Annotated in this window: 11 protein-coding genes and 1 pseudogene; 3 read left to right on the forward strand and 9 right to left on the reverse strand. The window is 73.1% G+C overall.

Annotation, left to right across the window (positions count from 1 at the left end; translation table 11 throughout):
- Nucleotides 1–2: 2 nt before the first annotated feature.
- The 6 genes from AB0398_RS19455 to AB0398_RS19480 all read right to left on the reverse strand — a co-directional run bounded on the left by AB0398_RS19455 (nt 3) and on the right by AB0398_RS19480 (nt 8233).
- Entirely contained in the window at nt 3–1736 is a 1734-nt protein-coding gene (locus tag AB0398_RS19455; protein ID WP_366376630.1) for a branched-chain amino acid ABC transporter permease, read from the reverse strand.
- A gap of 5 nt (nt 1737–1741) precedes the next feature.
- Complete coding sequence (locus AB0398_RS19460; protein WP_366376632.1) at nt 1742–2674, reverse strand: branched-chain amino acid ABC transporter permease; 933 nt, start codon at nt 2672–2674, stop codon at nt 1742–1744.
- Between the two features lie 136 nt (nt 2675–2810).
- A complete protein-coding gene (locus AB0398_RS19465; protein ID WP_366376634.1) occupies nt 2811–4055 on the reverse strand; it encodes a branched-chain amino acid ABC transporter substrate-binding protein in 1245 nt (414 codons plus the stop codon).
- 507 nt (nt 4056–4562) lie between these two features.
- The gene (locus AB0398_RS19470) at nt 4563–4943 is read right to left on the reverse strand and encodes a hypothetical protein (protein WP_366376636.1); all 381 of its coding nucleotides are present in this window, start codon (nt 4941–4943) and stop codon (nt 4563–4565) included.
- Nucleotides 4944–5387: 444 nt separating this feature from the next.
- Nucleotides 5388–5879, reverse strand: a complete 492-nt coding sequence (locus AB0398_RS19475; RefSeq protein WP_366376638.1) for a hotdog fold thioesterase — start codon at nt 5877–5879, stop codon at nt 5388–5390.
- Between the two features lie 71 nt (nt 5880–5950).
- The gene (locus AB0398_RS19480) at nt 5951–8233 is read right to left on the reverse strand and encodes an FdhF/YdeP family oxidoreductase (RefSeq protein ID WP_366376640.1); all 2283 of its coding nucleotides are present in this window, start codon (nt 8231–8233) and stop codon (nt 5951–5953) included.
- 122 nt (nt 8234–8355) lie between these two features.
- Between AB0398_RS19480 and polA the strand changes: the two genes are divergently transcribed.
- Together polA and AB0398_RS19490 are read left to right on the forward strand one after the other, a co-directional pair.
- A complete protein-coding gene (gene polA / locus AB0398_RS19485; protein ID WP_366376641.1) occupies nt 8356–11067 on the forward strand; it encodes a DNA polymerase I in 2712 nt (903 codons plus the stop codon).
- Nucleotides 11068–11541: 474 nt separating this feature from the next.
- Nucleotides 11542–11868 (forward strand): annotated as a pseudogene (locus tag AB0398_RS19490) (serine hydrolase); the annotation flags it as partial.
- A 226-nt stretch (nt 11869–12094) separates the two neighbouring features.
- On the opposite strand, the gene AB0398_RS19495 reads toward AB0398_RS19490, so the two are convergent.
- A complete protein-coding gene (locus AB0398_RS19495) occupies nt 12095–13042 on the reverse strand; it encodes a DUF4184 family protein (RefSeq protein WP_366376642.1) in 948 nt (315 codons plus the stop codon).
- A 255-nt stretch (nt 13043–13297) separates the two neighbouring features.
- Between AB0398_RS19495 and AB0398_RS19500 the strand changes: the two genes are divergently transcribed.
- Nucleotides 13298–15169 (forward strand): lytic transglycosylase domain-containing protein, encoded by a 1872-nt coding sequence (locus AB0398_RS19500; protein ID WP_366376644.1) that lies wholly within the window; start codon nt 13298–13300, stop codon nt 15167–15169.
- Nucleotides 15170–15263: 94 nt separating this feature from the next.
- Here the strand turns inward: AB0398_RS19500 and hrpB are convergent, their stop codons facing one another.
- Both hrpB and AB0398_RS19510 read right to left on the reverse strand, forming a co-directional pair.
- A complete protein-coding gene (gene hrpB, locus AB0398_RS19505; protein ID WP_366376646.1) occupies nt 15264–17825 on the reverse strand; it encodes an ATP-dependent helicase HrpB in 2562 nt (853 codons plus the stop codon).
- A gap of 197 nt (nt 17826–18022) precedes the next feature.
- Nucleotides 18023–18862, reverse strand: coding sequence for a methyltransferase domain-containing protein (locus AB0398_RS19510; protein ID WP_366376648.1), 840 nt, complete (start codon nt 18860–18862; stop codon nt 18023–18025).
- Between the last annotated feature and the right edge of the window lie 118 nt (nt 18863–18980).

An 18980-nucleotide genomic window follows, 5' to 3' on the forward strand; every position in this document is an offset into this window, starting at 1 on the left:
CGTCACGCCCCCGCCTTCGCCGTGCCGATGCCCGACTCCTCGGAGGGTCGTGGTTCGGGTACGGCGGGCTGCTCGTCGTTCTCGTGGAATTCCAGCTTCGCGCGCTTGTTGGCGATCAGGCCCTCGGGGCGGAAGCGCATGAGGAGGATCAGCGCGATGCCGAAGCCGAGGAGCTGGTAGTCCTGGAGGAACTGCAGCTTGGCCGGGATCAGGAAGAGGAGCGCGGAGCCCAGGATGGGTCCGTTGATGGTGCCCATGCCGCCGAGGATGACGGCGGCGAGGAGGAACGCGGAGTTCGGCGGCACGGGGCCGGCGAAGACGTAGTTCTCGGGGACGACCGTGGTGTTGACGTGGGCCTGGACGGTGCCGGCGAGGCCGGCGAGGGCGGCGCCGAGGGCGAAGGCGACGAGCTTGACGCGGAAGCCGTTGATGCCCATGGCGGTGGCGGCGGTCTCGTCCTCGCGGATGGCGACCCAGGCGCGGCCGATGCGGCTGTTGGCGGCGCGGGAGAAGACGATGATGACCAGGGCCATGACCAGGATCATCAGCAGGTAGTAGTTGGCGTAGGCGCCGAGTTCGACACCGAGGACGGTGTGGGACTCGCCGAAGTTGTACCCGAAGAACTCCAGCTGGGGGATGTTCGGGATGCCGTTGGGTCCGTTGGTGATCTTCGGTCCGGAGGTGCCGTCGAGGTTGCCCATGGCGATGCGGAAGATCTCTCCGAAGCCGAGGGTGACGATGGCGAGGTAGTCGCCGCGCAGGCGCAGGGTGGGTGCGCCGATGACCACGCCGAAGACCAGGGAGGCGGCCATGCCGGTGAGCGCCGAGGCCCAGAAGGGGAACTGGACGCCGAAGGCGGAGGAGGTGGCGCCGGAGACCAGGGCGGCGGTGTAGGCGCCGACGCCGAGGAAGGCGACGTAGCCGAGGTCGAGGAGGCCGGCGAGGCCGACGACGATGTTCAGGCCGAGGGCGACGGTCGCGAAGATGAGGATGTTGACCGCGATGAGGGTGTAGGTGTCGCCGCTCTGCTGGATGAAGGGGAAGGCGATCGCGGCGACGAGGCTCGCGGTGACGGTGACCTGGCGGTTCCGGGCGGTGATCGCCGAGATGCGGGCGATGAGGCCGGACTTGATCAGGGCCGTGGCGGTGAAGCCGACGAGGATCAGGAAGGCGATGAAGAGCTGGGGCTCGGAGTCGTCGGTGTCGATGCCGAAGGTGACGACGAAGAGGCCGATCGCGAAGACGACGACGATGAGCAGGATCTCGGCCCAGGAGGGGAGTTCCTTGGCCGGGGCGGCCTTGCGGGTGTCGTCGGGGAGCTTGTAGGCGGCGATGGCGGGTACGGCGGAGGCGAGGACGGCGACGCCGGCTCCGGGCTCCAGGTCGACCAGGGCTCCCAGCTCGACGATGATCGCGAGCGCGGTGAAGAGGGTGGTGGCGAAGGTGCCGAGGGCCAGGATCCAGGTGGCCTTGCGGGCGCCGGTGGGGGTGAGCCAGCCGAGGCCCTTGATGCCGAGCGCGGAGAGCGCGTGGGCGGCGGTGAGGACGGCTCCGACGAGGGTGAGGAGCTGGAGTTCGGCCGGGTAGCCGTAGACGGTGAGGTTGCCGGGGAAGGCGGTGGTCCACGTCCAGGCGAGGAAGGTGCTGACGACGGTGACGAGGCTGCCGCCGACGACGGCCCACAGGAGTGCGGCGGGCTTCGGCGTGGCCGGGTTCTTGGGCAGGTTTTCGGTCATGGTGCTCACGCCCTGTCCGCGACGCGTTCGCCGAGCAGGCCCTGGGGCCGCACGAGGAGTACGAGGATGAGGAGGACGAAGGCCCACACGTTGGCCCAGGCGCCGCCGCCGAGCTGCTGCATGCCGGGGACGTCCTCGATGTAGGCGATCGAGAGGGATTCGGCGATGCCGAGGACGACGCCGCCGACCATGGCGCCGTAGATGTTGCCGATGCCTCCGAGGACGGCCGCGGTGAAGGCCTTGAGGCCGAGGATGAAGCCCATCTCGAAGTTGATCTGGCCCTTGTCGACGCCGTAGGCGACGGCGGCGACGGCGGCGAACGCGGCACCGATGGCGAAGGCCATGACGATGATGCGGTCGGTGTTGATGCCCATCAGCTTGGCGGTGTCGGGGTCCTGTGCGGTGGCCTGCATGGCGCGGCCGCTGCGGCTCTTGGAGACGAAGACGCCGAGGGCGAGCATGCACAGGGGCGCGAGGGCGAGGACGAAGGCGTCGGCGCGCTGGATCGACAGGTTTCCGGCGATCTGGAAGGCCTCGCCCTTGAATTCGGGGAAGCTGACGGCCTTCTTGGCGTCCGGGTAGAACTGCCAGACCAGTTGCTGGAGGGCGATGGACAGGCCGATCGCGGTGATGAGGGGTGCCAGCCGGGGGGCGCCGCGCAGGGGGCGGTAGGCGAAGCGCTCGGCGGCGGTGGCGACGGCCACGGAGGCTATCGCGCCACCGACGATCATGAGCGGTATCGCCACCAGCAGGGACGTTCCGCTCGGGAGAGCGGTGTAGGTGGTGAGGGCACCGAAGCCCCCGATCATGAAGATCTCGCCGTGGGCGAAGTTGATGAGCTGGACGATGCCGTAGACCATGGTGTACCCGATGGCGATGAGGCCATAGAGGGCACCGAGGGCCAGGCCGTTGGCCAGCTGTTGCGGCAGTTCGTGCACCGCAGGCCTCCGATGAGCTTGTCGGATAAGACTCCGCGCGAGGGCGCTGTTTGCGCCCTCGCGCGGCTTGGGTCAGGTGGTGCGGGGTTCCGGCCGGGGCCGGGGTGGTGACGGGGGGTGCTGCTGTCCTACGGGATTACTGGTTGAACGTGTCGCTCTTGACGTCGATCCACTTGCCGCCCTCGACCTTGTAGACCGTGAGCTGCTTGTTGGTGGTGTCGCCGAACTCGTCGAAGGAGACCTTGCCGGTCACGCCGTCGAAGGAGACCTTGCCCAGGGCCTCGGTGACCTTGGCGCGGGCGTCGGAGGGGAGCTTGCCGCTGTTGGCGGCGACGACGGCCTTGACGGCCTGGATGACGGCCCAGCCGGCGTCGTAGGAGTAGCCGCCGTAGGCCGCGTAGGGGTCCTTGTAGCCGCCGGCGTTGTAGTCCGCGATGAACTTCTTGGCGGTGTCGAGCTTCTCGACCGGGTAGCCGATGGAGGTGGCGAGGTCGCCGTCGTTGGCCTCGGCGGAGGCGCTGATGAAGGCGGGGTCGTAGATGCCGTCGCCGCCCATGACGGGGATCTTGGCGCCGGTCTTCTTGATCTGGTCGGAGAGCAGGCCGCCCTCGGGGTACTGGCCGCCGAAGTAGACGGAGTCGGCGCCGGAGGACTTGACCTTGTCGGCGGTGGCCGAGAAGTCGGTCTCCTTGACGGTGACGTGGTCGGTGCCGACGACCTGGCCGCCGAGGCGCTTGAACTCGTCGCTGAAGATCGCGGCGAGGCCGGCGCCGTAGGTCTGCTTGTCGTCGACGACGTAGACCTTCTTCTTGCCGGCGTCCTTGAAGAGGTACTGGGCGGCGAACTTGCCCTGGACCACGTCGGTGGCGGCGGTGCGGAAGTAGGTGGGGAAGGGGCGCTTGAACTCGCCCTTGCCCCAGTTGTCGCCCTGGCTGAGCGCCGGGTTGGTGTTGGCGGGGGAGACCTGGGCCAGCTTGGCGGCGGCGAAGACGCCCTGCATCTGCTGGGAGACGCCGGAGTTCAGGGGGCCGACGACGCCGAGGACGTCCTTGTTGCCGACCAGCTTGGTGGCGTTGGCCTGGCCGGAGGCGGGGACGGCCTGGTCGTCCAGGGCCTCGATCTTGAAGGTGACGCCGGGAACCTCGTTGTTCTTGTTCGCGGTCTTGACCGCGAGGTCCACGGAGTTCTTGATGCCCTGGCCGAGGGCGGAGAGCGAGCCGGTCAGGGGGGCGTCGACGCCGATGACGACGGTCGTGGTGCTGCCACCGCCACCGTTTCCGTCGCCGGAGCCGCCCTTGTCGTCGCGCGAACCGCAGGCGGTGAGGGTGAGCGCTCCGGTGGTGAGCACACTGGTGAGGATGATGAGTGAACGGTGTCGCACGAAGAATCCTTTCCCTGGCGCGGCCCCCTCGAGCTGAGGCGGTGCCGTGGAGCTGTGTAGCTAGAGGTGCCGTTCTCGATGCCGGGCCGTACTGGTTCGAGCGGGGCCGTGCAGTGGAAGCGCCCGGCGGCGCGGTGACTGGCCGTGACTCTAAGCGCAGGTGGGGAGGGTCGGGGAGCGCCGGGGTCATGATGTGACTGTCTTGTTATGCCGACGGGCGGATGCCGTGTGCATCGGGTGGGCAAATCGGGTCGTATTGGGCTGTAGCGCGGTGTTCACATAGTGAGAATCCCCAGTTCCGCTAAGGGGCTTGGGCGGATCATGCTCCTGACGGGCCCCTTCGAGGGGTATCCGGATATCGGACAGTGGTCTTTCCGTGAGCGGACGGAGGAGCCGACCGTGGCACCCCGCCGGAACATTGCGCGGTCGTTACGCAGGGTTACGAAGGTGCTGGCCGAGATCGTTCGATCGGCGTGCCGGGTCGGGTCGTCCGGCCGGCGCCGGCGGTCACGGGCGCCAGTTCTCCGAACTCCCCGTCGCGCCCTTCGCCTCCTCGCAGCGCCGTCGCGACTCCCGGTCGGCGAAGGCCGAGGCGGCCGCCCGCCCGGCCCGCCGCTCCTCCGCCCGGGCCGCCGCGAGGACCTCGTCGTGGATCTCGTACTGCTCGTTGGAGAGGCCCTTCTGCTCCCAGTCCAGACCCGCCCACGCGCTGCCCTTCAGGGCCTCCTCCACCCAGTACGACACGAGGTCGGCGCAGATGTCCGCGGGGGTCCTGGCGGGGGGCCCGGACTCCTCGGGCGTTCCGCAGCCGCCCGCCAGGGCCAGCGCGCAGGCGGTCAGGACCGCGGCGAGCGCGGCCCCGGCGGTGCCGGATCGCCGGCCCTTCAAGGGAGTCGGACCCGCGGCTTCGGGAGGAGGCGGACGGAGATCGCGTCCGGCCGGTATGCGATGTCGGCGGTGTGACAGGGCGTGTCGGGTGTGTCAGGGGTGACTGCGTTGAATCCGGGGGGAGTTGAGGCGGAGGCGGGGTGTGCGACGGGCTGCGCGGCGGTCATGGGGGCCCTCGGCGGGTGCGTGGGCGAACGGGCGGGCGGACGGGCGGCCGGACGGGCGGGCCGGGTCCTCCCCGTGGGGAGGCCCGCCAGTGAAGCGCCTCGGACCGCGAGGGGCAAGAGGGTCCGTGAGAAAGGGAGTTGGCGCGAAAACGCCGACGGGGGCGGTGCTTCTCGCACCGCCCCCGCAGGGCTCGTCCGCACGGGACCTCGTCCACGCCGGACCGGCCCGGTCGGTGCGGGACTTCAGGAGCCGTTCGGCCGGCCCCTCGTACAGGTCTCAGGCGCTCGCGCCCGGCACGTTCTCCGCGTCCTTGGGGGTGACCTCGCGCAGCAGGCAGGTCAGCCGGGCCGAGCAGACCCGCCGGTCCTGCTCGTCGGTGATCACGATCTCGTACGTGGCGGTGGACCGCCCGCGGTGCACCGGGGTCGCCACGCCGGTCACCAGGCCGCTGCGGACCCCGCGGTGGTGGGTGCAGTTGAGGTCGACGCCGACGGCGATGCGGGAGACCCCGCCGTGCAGCATCGAGCCCACGGAGCCCAGCGTCTCGGCGAGGACCGCCGACGCCCCGCCGTGCAGCAGCCCGTAAGGCTGCGTGTTGCCCTCCACCGGCATGGTGCCGACGACCCGCTCGGCCGAGGCCTCCAGGATCTGCACGCCCATCCGGTTGCCGAGGTGCCCCGCCGAGAAGAGGGCCGGGAGGTCGATGCCGAGCGCCGCGTATTCGTCGATGACCTCCTGCGGGAACTTCACGTGCTGCTGTTCACCCATGGCCCGGCTCCGTTCGTCTTCGTACGCTGGTCGCTGATCGTTCGATCGCGTGGTTCCGCCTGAGCAAACGCTTAGGCGGAGGGCGATTGTTCCAGACGGACGATGACGGACTTGCTCGCGGGGGTGTTGCTGACGTCCGCCGTCGACTCCAGCGGCACCAGGACGTTCGTCTCCGGGTAGTAGGCCGCCGCGCATCCCCGGGCCGTCGGGTAGTGCACCACCCGGAAGCCGGGCGCCCGCCGCTCCACGCCGTCCGTCCACTCGCTCACCAGGTCCGCGTACGCCCCGTCGGCCAGGCCGAGGGCCGCCGCGTCCTCCGGGTGCACCAGGACGACCCTGCGGCCCCCCTTGATGCCCCGGTAGCGGTCGTCCAGTCCGTAGATCGTGGTGTTGTACTGGTCGTGCGAGCGCAGCGTCTGGAGGAGCAGCCGGCCCTCCGGCACCCTCGGGTACTCGACGGGCGCGGCCGTGAAGTTCGCCTTGCCGGTCCTCGTGGGGAAGCGGCGCTCGTCGCGCGGGGCGTGCGGCAGCGCGAAGCCGCCGGGATCGGCCGCGAGCCGGGCGTTGAAGTCCTGGAAACCGGGCACCACGCGTGCGATGCGGTCCCGGATCCGGGCGTAGTCGGCCTCGAACTCCTCCCAGGGCGTGGCCGATCCGTCGCCGAGGACCGCGCGGGCCATCCGGGCCACGATCGCCGGCTCGGACAGCAGATGGGGACCGGCCGGGGGCAGGTTGCCCCGGGAGGCGTGCACCAGGCTCATCGAGTCCTCGACCGTCACGAACTGCCGTCCGCCCTTCTGGACGTCCTTGTCGGTGCGGCCGAGGGTGGGCAGGATCAGCGCGCGCGTGCCCGTGACCGCGTGCGAGCGGTTCAGCTTCGTCGACACGTGGACGGTCAGCCGGGCGCGGCGCATCGCCGCCTCCGTCACCTCCGTGTCGGGCGTCGCCCCCACGAAGTTGCCGCCCATGGCGAAGAACACCTTCGCCTCGCCGTCGCGCAGCGCCTGGATCGAGCGGACCACGTCGAAGCCGTGGTGGCGGGGCGAGACGATCCCGAACTCCTTGTCCAGGGCGTCGAGGAACGCGGGCGCGGGGCGCTCGAAGATGCCCATCGTCCGGTCGCCCTGCACGTTCGAGTGGCCGCGCACCGGACAGACGCCCGCGCCCGGCCGTCCGATGTTGCCCCGCAGGAGCAGCAGGTTGACCACCTCGCGGATGGTCGGCACGGAGTGCTTGTGCTGGGTGAGGCCCATCGCCCAGCAGACGATGGTGCGCTCCGAGGAGAGGACCATCTCCAGGGCCCGCTCGATCTCGGAGCGCTCCAGGCCGGTCGCGGCGAGGGTCTCGTCCCAGTCGGCCTCCTCGGCGGCCGCCGCGAACTCCTCGTAGCCGTGGGTGTGTTCGCGTACGAACTCCTCGTCGACGGCGCCGGGGGTCGCCAGGACCAGCTTGTTGAGGAGGCGGAAGAGGGCCTGGTCGCCGCCGATCCGGATCTGGAGGAAGAGGTCGGTGAGCGCGGCGCCCCGGACCATGCCGAGGGGGGTCTGCGGGTTCTTGAACCGCTCCAGGCCGGCTTCCGGCAGCGGGTTGACCGAGATGATCCGGGCGCCCGCGGCCTTCGCCTTCTCCAGGGCGGACAGCATCCGGGGGTGGTTCGTCCCCGGGTTCTGCCCGGCCACGACGATCAGGTCCGCCTTGTGCAGGTCCTCCAGGGAGACGCTGCCCTTGCCGACGCCGATGGTCTCCGTCAGTGCCGAGCCCGAGGACTCGTGGCACATGTTGGAGCAGTCCGGGAGGTTGTTCGTGCCGAACTCGCGGGCGAAGAGCTGGAGCAGGAAGGCCGCTTCGTTGCTGGTGCGGCCCGAGGTGTAGAAGAGCGCCTCGTCGGGGGAGTCCAGGGCCCGCAGCTCCTCGGCGAGGATCCCGAAGGCCCGCTCCCAGGTCACCGGCTCGTACCGGTCGCCGCCCTCGGGAAGCAGCATCGGCTGGGTGATGCGGCCCTGCTGGCCGAGCCAGTACCCGCTGCGCTCCGCCAGGTCCGCCACGGGGTGCGCGGTGAAGAACTCCGGGGTGACCCGGCGCAGCGTCGCCTCCTCCGCGACGGCCTTCGCGCCGTTCTCGCAGAACTCCGCGACGTGCCGCTTGTCCTCCTCGGGCCAGGCGCAGCCCGGACAGTCGAAGCCGTCCTTCTGGTTGACCTTCAGGAGGGTCCGCGCGGTGCGCAGGGACCCCATCTGCTCCCGGGCGATCCGCAGGGTGTGTCCGACGGCGGGCAGCCCGGCGGCTGCGTGCTGCGGCGGCGTGACCTGCGGTGCGTCCTGGACCGGGTCACCGGCCGGCGGCTTGCTGACCATCGCGCTCTCCCTTGAGCGGTCGTCCTTCGGCGTACGTCTCCGATCCTGTCACGCGGCACCGACAGCCCGGCACCCCGGCCGGTGAGGAGGGGATTGTCGGTGGGCCGTGGCAGGATCGTCCCGTGGCCCAGACAGCATCGAAGAACACCGCAGACACCCGTCCCCGCCTGCTCCTGATGGACGGGCACTCGCTCGCGTACCGGGCGTTCTTCGCGCTGCCCGCGGAGAACTTCACCACCGCGACGGGACAGCCGACGAACGCGATCTACGGATTCGCCTCGATGCTGGCGAACACGCTGCGCGACGAGTCGCCCACCCACTTCGCGGTCGCGTTCGACGTGTCCCGCAAGACCTGGCGGTCGGAGGAGTTCCCGGAGTACAAGGCGAACCGCTCGAAGACCCCCGACGAGTTCAAGGGGCAGGTCGAGCTGATCGGCGAGCTGCTCGACGCGATGCACGCGCAGCGCTTCGCCGTCGACGGCTTCGAGGCGGACGACGTCATCGCGACCCTCGCCACGCAGGCCGAGGCCGAGGGCTTCGACGTGCTGATCGTCACCGGCGACCGGGACTCCTTCCAGCTCGTCACCGACCACGTCACCGTGCTCTACCCGACCAAGGGCGTCTCCGAGCTGACCCGCTTCACCCCGGAGAAGATCCAGGAGAAGTACGGTCTGAGCCCCTCGCAGTACCCCGACTTCGCGGCCCTGCGCGGCGACCCGTCGGACAACCTGCCGGGCATCCCCGGGGTCGGCGAGAAGACCGCCGCGAAGTGGATCAACCAGTTCGGCTCCTTCGACCAGCTCGTCGAGCGCGCCGAGGAGGTCAAGGGCAAGGCCGGGCAGAACTTCCGGGACCACCTGGAAGCGGTGAGGCTCAACCGGCGCCTGACCGAGATGGTCCGGGACGTCGAGCTGTCGAAGACGGTGGCCGACCTCGCCCGCGAGCCCTACGACCGCGCGGCCCTCGCCCTCGTCCTCGACACCCTGGAGATCCGCAACCCCTCCCTGCGCGAGCGGCTCCTCGCCGTCGACCCCGGCTCCGCCGAGGAGGACGTCCCGCCGCCCGCCGCCGGCGTCGAGCTGGACGCCTCCGTCCTCTCCGCGGGTGAGCTCGCTCCCTGGCTCGCCGAGCACGGCACCGGGCCCCTCGGCGTCGCCACCGTCGACAGCTGGGCCCTCGGCACCGGAAACGTCGCCGAGGTCGCCCTCGCCGCCGCCGGGGGAGCCGCCGCCTGGTTCGACCCCAGCGAGCTCGACGAGGCCGACGAGCGGGCCTGGGCCGGGTGGATCTCCGACCCCGACCGCCCCAAGGTGATGCACAACGCCAAGGGCGCCATGCGGGTCTTCCCCGAGCACGGCTGGAGCGTCGCGGGCGTCGCCATGGACACCGCCCTCGCCGCCTACCTCGTCAAGCCCGGCCGCCGCTCCTTCGCCCTGGACGCGCTCTCCGTCGAGTACCTCGGCCGCGAGCTGGCCCCCGCGGCCGCCTCCGACGGGCAGCTCGCCTTCGGCGCCGACGACACCGCCGAGGCCGAGGCCCTCATGGCCCAGGCCCGCGCCGTCCTCGACCTCGGCGGGGCCTTCGAGGAGCGGCTCGGCGAGGTCGGGGCCCGCGAGCTCCTCCACGAGGTCGAGCTGCCCACCTCCGTCCTCCTCGCCCGTCTTGAGCGGCACGGCATCGCCGCCGACCGCGAGCACCTGGAGGCCATGGAGCAGCAGTTCGCCGGCGCCGTCCAGCAGGCGGTGAAGGAGGCGCACGCCTCCGTGGGCCACGAGTTCAACCTCGGCTCGCCCAAGCAGCTCCAGGAGGTCTTCTTCGGCGAGCTGAACCTCCCGAAGACCAAGAAGACCAAGACCGGGTACACCACCGACGCCGACGCGCTCGCCTGGCTGGCCGGCCAGACCGAGCACGAACTGCCCGTGATCATGCTCCGCCACCGCGAGCAGGCCCGGCTCCGCTCCACGGTCGAGGGCCTGATCAAGACCGTCGCCGCCGACGGCCGGATCCACACCACCTTCAGCCAGACCGTCGCCGCCACCGGCCGCCTCTCCTCCACCGACCCGAACCTGCAGAACGTGCCGGTGCGCACCGACGAGGGCCGGGCCATCCGGCACGGCTTCGTCGTCGGCGAGGGCTTCGAGGCCCTGATGACCGCCGACTACAGCCAGATCGAGCTGCGGGTCATGGCCCACCTCTCCGAGGACGAGGGCCTCATCGAGGCCTTCGCCTCCGGCGAGGACCTGCACACCACCGTCGCCTCCCAGGTCTTCGGCGTCGAGCGGTCCGCCGTCGACGCCGAGATGCGCCGCAAGATCAAGGCCATGTCGTACGGCCTGGCCTACGGCCTCTCCGCCTTCGGCCTCGCGCAGCAGCTCACCATCGACCCGGCCGAGGCCCGGATCCTGATGGAGACCTACTTCGAGCGCTTCGGCGGGGTGCGGGACTACCTGCGCCGGGTCGTCGACGAGGCCCGCGCCACCGGGTACACCGAGACGATGCTGGGCCGCCGCCGCTACCTGCCCGACCTCAACAGCGACAACCGGCAGCGCCGCGAGGCCGCCGAGCGGATGGCGCTCAACGCCCCCATCCAGGGCACCGCCGCCGACATCGTGAAGATCGCCATGCTGAACGTCGACCGGGCGCTCACGGAGGCGGGCCTCACCTCCCGGATGCTCCTCCAGGTCCACGACGAGATCGTGCTCGAACTCGCCCCCGGCGAGCGCGAGCAGGTCGAGGCCCTGGTCCGCGAGCAGATGTCCGCGGCGGCCCACCTGCGCGCCCCGCTCGACGTCTCCGTCGGCGTCGGCCGGGACTGGGACTCCGCCGCGCACTGACCCCACCCGCCCCGGGCCCGTACGGACGCCGTACGGGCCCGGGTGCGGGTGGTGTGCGCCGGATGGACCACTCCGGAGGGCGTCCCGGCGGCCGGGCTCATGAAACTGAGCATCATGATCACGAGCCGCCGCGCCCGCCTCCGCGCCTGGGCCCTGCTCGGAGCCGTACTCGGGGCATCGGGCGCCGCCTGGCCCGCCGAGGCGCACCGGGCTCCCGCACTCTGCACCTCGTCCCGCGAACCGGCCCTCGCCGCCCGGCTGTCCCGGGACATCGCGACGGCGCTCAAGGGCCGCGACGGCACGGTCTCCGTCGCCCTGCACGACCCCGCACGCGGACTGCGCTGCCGGCTCGACGACACCCGGGTGTACGACTCCGCCAGCATCGCCAAGATCCTCATCCTGGAGGCCGTCCTCGGACGGGCGGCGGAGCTGGGCCGCGCGCCCACCCGCCCGGAGTCCCAGCGGATGAGGGCGATGATCACCCGCTCGGACAACAAGGCGGCCGGCGAGCTGTGGAAGGGGCTCTCCCGCGCCCGCCTCGACCGGGTGCTGCGCGACGTCGGGGCCCGGGACACCGTCCTCGGCCACGGCGGCTACTGGGGCCTGACCCGCACCACCGCCCGCGACCAACTGGCCCTCCTGGCCGCGGTGTCCCGCCGCGCCGAGGCGCTGTCCCTGATGGGCCAGGTCGTCCGCGACCAGGCCTGGGGCATTACCTCGGGCGCGCCCCGCACGGTCAAGGTCCACCTCAAGAACGGCTGGCTGCCCCGCACCACCCACGCCTGGCGCGTCCACAGCGTCGGCGTGGTGCGCCCGGCCGCCGTTACGGGCAAGGGGAAGAGCGGGGGAGCGGGCGCCGTCCCGGGGGCGGCCGGCGCCTCGGCGACCGACTACCGGCTCGCCCTCCTGAGCCACGGCAACCCCACCATGCGGTACGGTATCCGCACCCTGGAGGGGGTCGCCCTGGCCGTGCACCGCGGACTCTCCGGCAGCGCGGCGGCCCGCGGCTTCACGCCCTCGGAGAACGTCAGCGAGATCCCGGACGGGAGTGCTCCGACAGGCGCTTCCGGCCCTCCGGCGCCGAACTCCTCAGTTCCGAGTCCTCCCGCTCCCGGTCCCTCCGCTCCGGATCCGGGCTCGGCGCCGGGCTTCCCGCCCGCCGAATCGGCGACGCTCCGAGGAGCCGCGCCCCCGCCCCGTACAGCACGAGCCCGGCGGCGAGCCCGGCGCCGGCCCCGAAGCACGCCGTCGGAATGACGTCCAGGGGCGTCTCGATCCGGTCCCAGCCCCAGTACGCGGCCCAGCGCAGCACCCGGTGGGCGATCCCGGCGAGGACGCAGCCGCCGATGAGCACGGCCGCGACGAGCCGCCCGCGCCGGTCGGGGACCGCCACGCCGGCGGGCAGCTCCGCACCGGGCGCGGTGGCCCGCAGCGCCCGGGCGGCGAACCAGCAGAGGAGCCCCAGGGCCAGCGCCGAACCCCCGTACTGCGCGTACAGGTAGACCGGGAAGCCGGCCACGATCTCGCCGAGGAAGGGGAGCGCGCGGGTGCCCCAGCGGTCGAGGTGGGTGAAGGAGTCCCACACCACGTGGGTCGTGGCGCCCAGCACCGCCGAGACGAGGAACCAGCCCGCGAGCGCGGACGGGGACCGGTCCCGCCACCGGCGGCCCACGACGAGCCCGTACACCCTGCCCCGCCAGCGGGCGGGCAGCAGCGCCACCAGCGGCTCGCGCACGGTCAGCCACAGGGCGACGAGCGCGGCCGCGATCAGGACGTCGGCCGTGACGATCCCGACGGCGGAGTGCGTGACGTCGCCGAAGGCCATCGCGCCGGGCAGCGCCGTCGCGGCGAAGTACGTCATGTCGGGCGCGAAGGAGCCCGCGACGAGGGCGGACGCGACCAGCGGCCCCCGCGCGGTCCCGTCCCGGCGCAGTCCGGGCAGCACGGCGGCGGCATGGCTCAGCGTGAACGGCAAGGAGGGCTCCCGGGGTTCGGACGGCGACGGCTCACGGGCACGGGCGCGGGCCGGTCCGTGATCGACCGCAGTGCAAGAGGCGCCGGACACCCCGGTCGGTTCCCGCCTCCCTTTGATCGGCAGGCGGTCAAGAGGTGACGAAAGAGTGAAACACGGTCAAGGGCCGGTACTCGCCGGTACGGAGTTGGCATAAAGTCGCCGGAGGCCACGCGCGGGGAGCACGGGGCCGCAGTCGATCGGGGAGGGACGACGGATATGGCACCGGACATCGGCCGCCGGCTGCGCAGGGGGGCCACCAGCGGTGCGGTGGTGGCCGCGGCGGTCGCCGCGCTCGCCGCCTCGCAGGCACCGGAGGCGATCCAGCCGACCACGGACAACACCGGCGGCGACCGCGCCGCCGGCACCGGGGAGAGCGCCCCGCCGTCCGACAAGGGCTCCGCCACCGGAGACTCGCCGTACTACACGGCGCTGCCGCCGCTGAACGCGCCGCCCCACCAGCCGGGCCAGCCCGGGACGGGCACCGGTCCGCTCATAGTCACCGGCCCCGCGGAAGCCGGCATACCCGCGACCGTCCTCGCCGCCTACAAGCGCGCCGAGCAGTCGTCCCGCTCGACCGACCCCGGCTGCAACCTGCCGTGGCAACTGCTCGCCGGCATCGGCAAGGTCGAGTCCGGGCAGGCGAGCGGCGGCCGGGTCGACGCCAACGGCACGACCTTCAAGCCGATCCTCGGCCCCGCCCTCAACGGCGTCGGCTTCGCCAACATCTCCGACACCGACGGCGGCGCCTACGACGGCGACAAGGTCCACGACCGCGCCGTCGGCCCGATGCAGTTCATCCCGTCCACCTGGGCCACCTGGGGCCAGGACGCCAACGGCGACGGGAAGAAGGACCCGAACAACATCTACGACGCGGCGCAGGCCGCCGGTCGCTACCTCTGCGCCAACGACCGCAACCTCCTGCTCAAGGCCGACCTCGACCGCGCGGTCCTCAGCTACAACCGCTCGACCGAGTACCTGAACACGGTCCTGTCCTGGTTGGAGTACTACAAGCGCGGCACCCACCAGGTCCCGGACGGCACGGGCGTGCTGCCGATCGACCGCAGCGACAACCGCCGTCCGGGCGGCTTCCCCCGCCCCACCGTGCCGACGTCGCCCGCCCCGACGTCCCCCGCGCCGAAGCCGGGCGCCCAGGACCCGAAGCCGAACCCCGGGACGAGCAAGCCGCCGACCGTCCCGACCAAGCCCCCCACCACCGACCCGACGCCGCCGGTTACCTCGCCGGCCGGGAAGGTGTCGCTGCTCAAGGTCGCGGCCAACGGGCAGCTGACCGCGACCACCGACAGCGACTTCACCGGAGTCCCCCGGGTCGCGGCGCTCGACGCCTCGGGCAAGCCGGTCTCCGGGGTGACGGTCCGCTTCGAGATCGTCGGGACCACCGACACCCGCTTCGCCGGGGGCAAGACCGGAGTCACCGCCACCACCACCGCGGCGGGCGTCGCCTCCGCCCCGGCGCTGCGGGCCGGTGAGCAGACGGGAACGTTCAAGATCCGGGCCACCGTCGTGGGCCGGACCCTGGCCCCGGCCGACTTCGCCGTCTCCGTCACTGAGCGGCGGGCGGACACCCTCGTCCGCGTCGGCGACACCTCCCTGAAGGCCACCACCGGCACCGCCTTCGACCAGCAGGTCCAGGTCAAGGCCACCGACAAGGGAGTCCTCGCCCCCGGCGTGCTCGTCACCGCGGAGATCGTCGACTCGAAGACGGACCCGAAGCCGGTCACCGAGGGCCCGACCTTCAAGACCACGTCCTCCCGCACCGCCACCCTCACGACCGCCACGAACGGCACCCTCGCCTTCGAGGCGGGCGACCTCCTCGCGGGCGACAAGGCGGGCACGTACTACCTCAAGCTGAGCGCGCCCGGCGGCGGCGCCCTCTTCGTCGAGCTCACGGTCGCCGCGCCCTCCACCCCGACCCCGGAGCCGGAGCCCTCCGAGACCGGTACGCCCGAGGCCTCCCCCTCGCCGTCCGCCTCTCCCGCACCGTCCGCCTCCTCGTCACCGTCCACCTCTCCCTCGGCGGCCACCTCCGCGCCGACGGGTTCTCCGTCCCCCTCCGCGTCCAAGGCCTGACCGGCCGCGGCACCGCTTCTCCGCGCCGCCCCTCCGTCCGCACCGGACGGAGGGGCGGCGCTTCGTTCTCCCCCCGGACGTGGCAGGGACGGCGTCACCGCTCCCCTCTGAGCCGCGCGCTGGTGTGCCGGGTCGCCACCACCGCCGACGGATCCTCCGGCCACGGGTGCTTCGGGTACCGCCCCCGCAGCTCCGCCCGCACCGCGCGGTAGCCGTCCCGCCAGAACGACGCCAGGTCGGAGGTCACCGCCGCCGGCCGCCCGGCGGGGGAGAGGAGATGGACGAGCACCGGAACCCCCGCCACCCGGGGCGTCTCGGCCAGACCGAACATCTCCTGGAGCTTCACCGCGAGCACCGGCCGATCGCCCCCGTACTCCACCCGTATCCGCGAACCGCTCGGCACCTCGATCCGCTCCGGCGCCAGCTCGTCCAGCCGGCCCGCCTCGCCCGTCGCCCACGGCAGCAGCCGCCGCAGGGCCTCACCGGCGCCGATCCGCCCCAGGTCGGCGCGGCGCCCGGCCCGGGACAGCTCCGGCTCCAGCCACTCCCCGGCCCGGTCGACCAGCGCCTCCTCCGACACGTCCGGCCACGGCTCGCCCACCTCCCGGTGGAGGAACGCCAGCCGCTCGCGCAGCTCCCCGGCCTCCCGGCTCCACCGCAGCAGCCCGAGCCCCTCGCGCCGCAGGCCGTCGAGCAGGGCCTCCCGGACCAGCGCCCGGTCGGCCCCGGCCCCCAGGGGACGGACCGTCAGCTCGACCGCGCCCAGCCGGTCCACCGAGCGCGCGACCACGTCCCCGTCCTCCCAGCGGACCTCCTCGCCGGTGGACCGCAGGTGCCCGGCCGCCCGCCGCGCCACCGCCTCGTCCACCGCCGCCGCGAGCCGCACCCGCGCCGTGGCGTCCCGGGCCGTGCGGTCCGCCACCGCCACGGCCAGCCACGGAGCGGACCGCAGCCCGGAACCCTCGGCGAGCCGCGCCCCGCTCCCCGACACCATCAGATGGCCGCCCTGCTCCCGGGCCCTGGCCACCCGCTCGGGGAAGGCGAGCGCCGTCACCAGACCGGCCACGGCGTCCTCGCTCTCCCCGACCGCCGGAGCGCCGCCGTCGTTTCCGCCGGCCACCGCCTCGCCGGCCGCCCGCTCCAGACGGCGCGCCTCCGCCTTCCACCGCGCTCCGTACCCGTCCGCGCCCCGGCGGGCCGCCCGCCAGGCCGCCGCCAGGTCGTCCCCGTAGTCGCGCGGCGGCTCCTCGCTGAGCAGCGCCACCACCTCGGCGGCCCGCCGGACCCCGACCTCCGGCGCACCGTCCAGCAGGGCCCGGCCCAGCCGCGGGTGGAGCCCGAGCCGGGACATCCGCGTCCCCCGCTCCGTGGCCCGGCCCGTCGCGTCCACGGCCCCGATCGACCCGAGGACCGCACGGGCCGCCTCCATCGCCCCGGCCGGCGGCGCGTCGAGCAGCGCGAGCCCCCCGGCCGTCGGGTCGCCCCAGCAGGCGGCCCGCAGGGCGAAGTCCGCCAGGTCCGCGATCCTGATCTCGGGCGACGGGAACCGCGCCCGGCCGCCGTCCTCCGCCTCCGCCCAGCAGCGGTAGACCACGCCGGGAGCCTCGCGTCCCGAGCGCCCGGCCCGCTGCGCCGCCGCGGCCGCCGACACCGGCACCGTCGCCAGCGACCCGAGCCCCCGGGCGTGGTCCGTCCGGGGCTCCCGCGCGAGCCCCGAGTCGACCACGATCCGCACCCCCGGAACCGTCAGGCTCGACTCCGCCACCGACGTCGAGAGCACCACCCGGCGCCGCCCGCCCGGCTCGGCGCCCCGCAGCACCGCGTCCTGCACCGCCGCCGGGGCCCGCCCGTGCAACTGGAGCACCTCGGCGTCCAGACCGGACAGCAGCCCCGCCGTCCGCGCGATCTCCCCCGTGCCGGGCAGGAAGCAGAGGACGTCGCCCTCGTGCCGCTCCAGGGCGAGCCGGACCGTCGCCGCCACGTGCCGCAGCAGCGCCGGATCCACCCAGGTGCCGTGCGCGGGTCTGATCCCGGCGGGCGGCGCGGCGAACCGGACCCCGTACCCGTGCCCCTCGCCCTCGCCCTCGCTCCGCACGATCGGCGCGGGCCCGGCGCCGTCGAGGGAGGTCAGCAGTCGCGCCCAGGCCTCGGCGTCGCTCGTCGCCGAGGCCGCGATCAGCCGCAGCTCCGGCCGCAGGGCCGCCCGCACGTCCACCAGGAACGCCATCGCCGTGTCGGCGTCCAGGTGCCGTTCGTGGCACTCGTCGAGCAGCACCACATCGACCCCCGCCAGCTCCGGGTCGCGCTGGAGCCGCTGGAGCAGGATGCCCGTGGTCACCACCTCGACCCGGGTCGCGGGCCCGGCCCGCCGCTCGCCGCGCACCGAGAAGCCGACCGCGCCGCCGACCTCCTCGCCGAGCAGCCACGCCATCCGCCGGGCCGCCGCCCGCACCGCCATCCGGCGCGGCTCGGCCACCAGCACCCGGCACGCCGGTCCGTCTCCCATGAGCCGCGCGAGGGCCAGCGGCACCAGCGTCGTCTTGCCGGTGCCGGGAGGAGCGGACAGCACCGCCGTGCCGCGCTCCGCGAGCGCGGAGAGCAGCTCGGGGACGGCATGGCGGACGGGGAGACGGTCGAGCGCTTCGTTTCGGATCACGCACTCAGTCTCGTACGGGCAAGGAAAAGGTGGGCGCCGTTGTCCACAGGGCCCACTTGTAAGTACGACTGGTAATAAGTACGACTGGGTGGGGCTGCCGGTGAAGCGGGGCCGCCGACGAAGCCGACGCCCCGGCTCTCCCTCTCCGCTGCCCCGGCTCTCCCCCTCCGCTACCCCGCTCGCCCGTGCACGAAGGCCTACCCCTCCCGCTCGCACACGAAGATCGCCGTCCCCGGGATCAGGTTCCCCCGCAGCGGGGACCAGCCGCCCCACTCCTGACCGTTCCAGGCCGGCCACTCCGGCTCGACCAGGTCCACGAGGCGGAACCCGCCGGCCACCACGTCCCGCACCCGGTCCCCGAGCGTCCGGTGGTGCTCCACGTACACCGCCCGCCCCTCCTCGTCCTGCTCGACGTACGGCGTGCGGTCGAAGTAGGAGGCCGCGACCGAGAGCCCCTCGGGCCCCGGCTCGTCGGGGAAGGCCCAGCGGATCGGGTGCGTCACCGAGAACACCCAGCGGCCGCCCGGCCGCAGCACCCGGCGCACCTCCCGGAACACCCGTACCGGATCGGCGACGAACGGCACCGCCCCGTACGCCGAGCAGGCCAGGTCGAAGGAGCCGTCCCGGAACGGCAGCGCCCCCGCGTCGGCCTCCACGAGCGGCACCCCGCCGCCGATCCGCAGCGCGTGCTGGAGCTGCCGGTGCGAGAGGTCGAGCGCCACCGGCCGCGCCCCCCGCGCCGCCAGCCACCGCGAGCACTGCGCGGCGCCCGCGCCGATCTCCAGGACGTCGAGGCCCTTCAGCGAGGCGGCCGGACCGAGGAGCCCGGCCTCGGCCTCGTCGAGCCCCTCGGGGCCCCACACGAACCGGTCGTCGCCGAGGAAGGAGCCGTGCTCGCTCTGGTACTCGTCGGCGTTGCGGTCCCACCATCCGCGGCTCGCCCGGCTGCTCTCCGCGTCCCCCGCGTCACGCCGGGTGGCCTCCGCCCCGTCGGCCCCGTCCTGGTCCGCGTCTTCCCGTCCGTACTCTTGGTTCATCTCGCCCGCCGATGTAGTTTGCGCTCAGTGCCGCCGTGCGGCGGACCACGCCGACACGGCGTGGAAGGACATGAATGGTGCCGGAGTTGAGCCGATCTGCCCCGGGTGCGCGCTTCGC

The organism is Streptomyces sp. NPDC086147 (assembly GCF_040702165.1).
Lineage (GTDB): Bacteria > Actinomycetota > Actinomycetes > Streptomycetales > Streptomycetaceae > Streptomyces.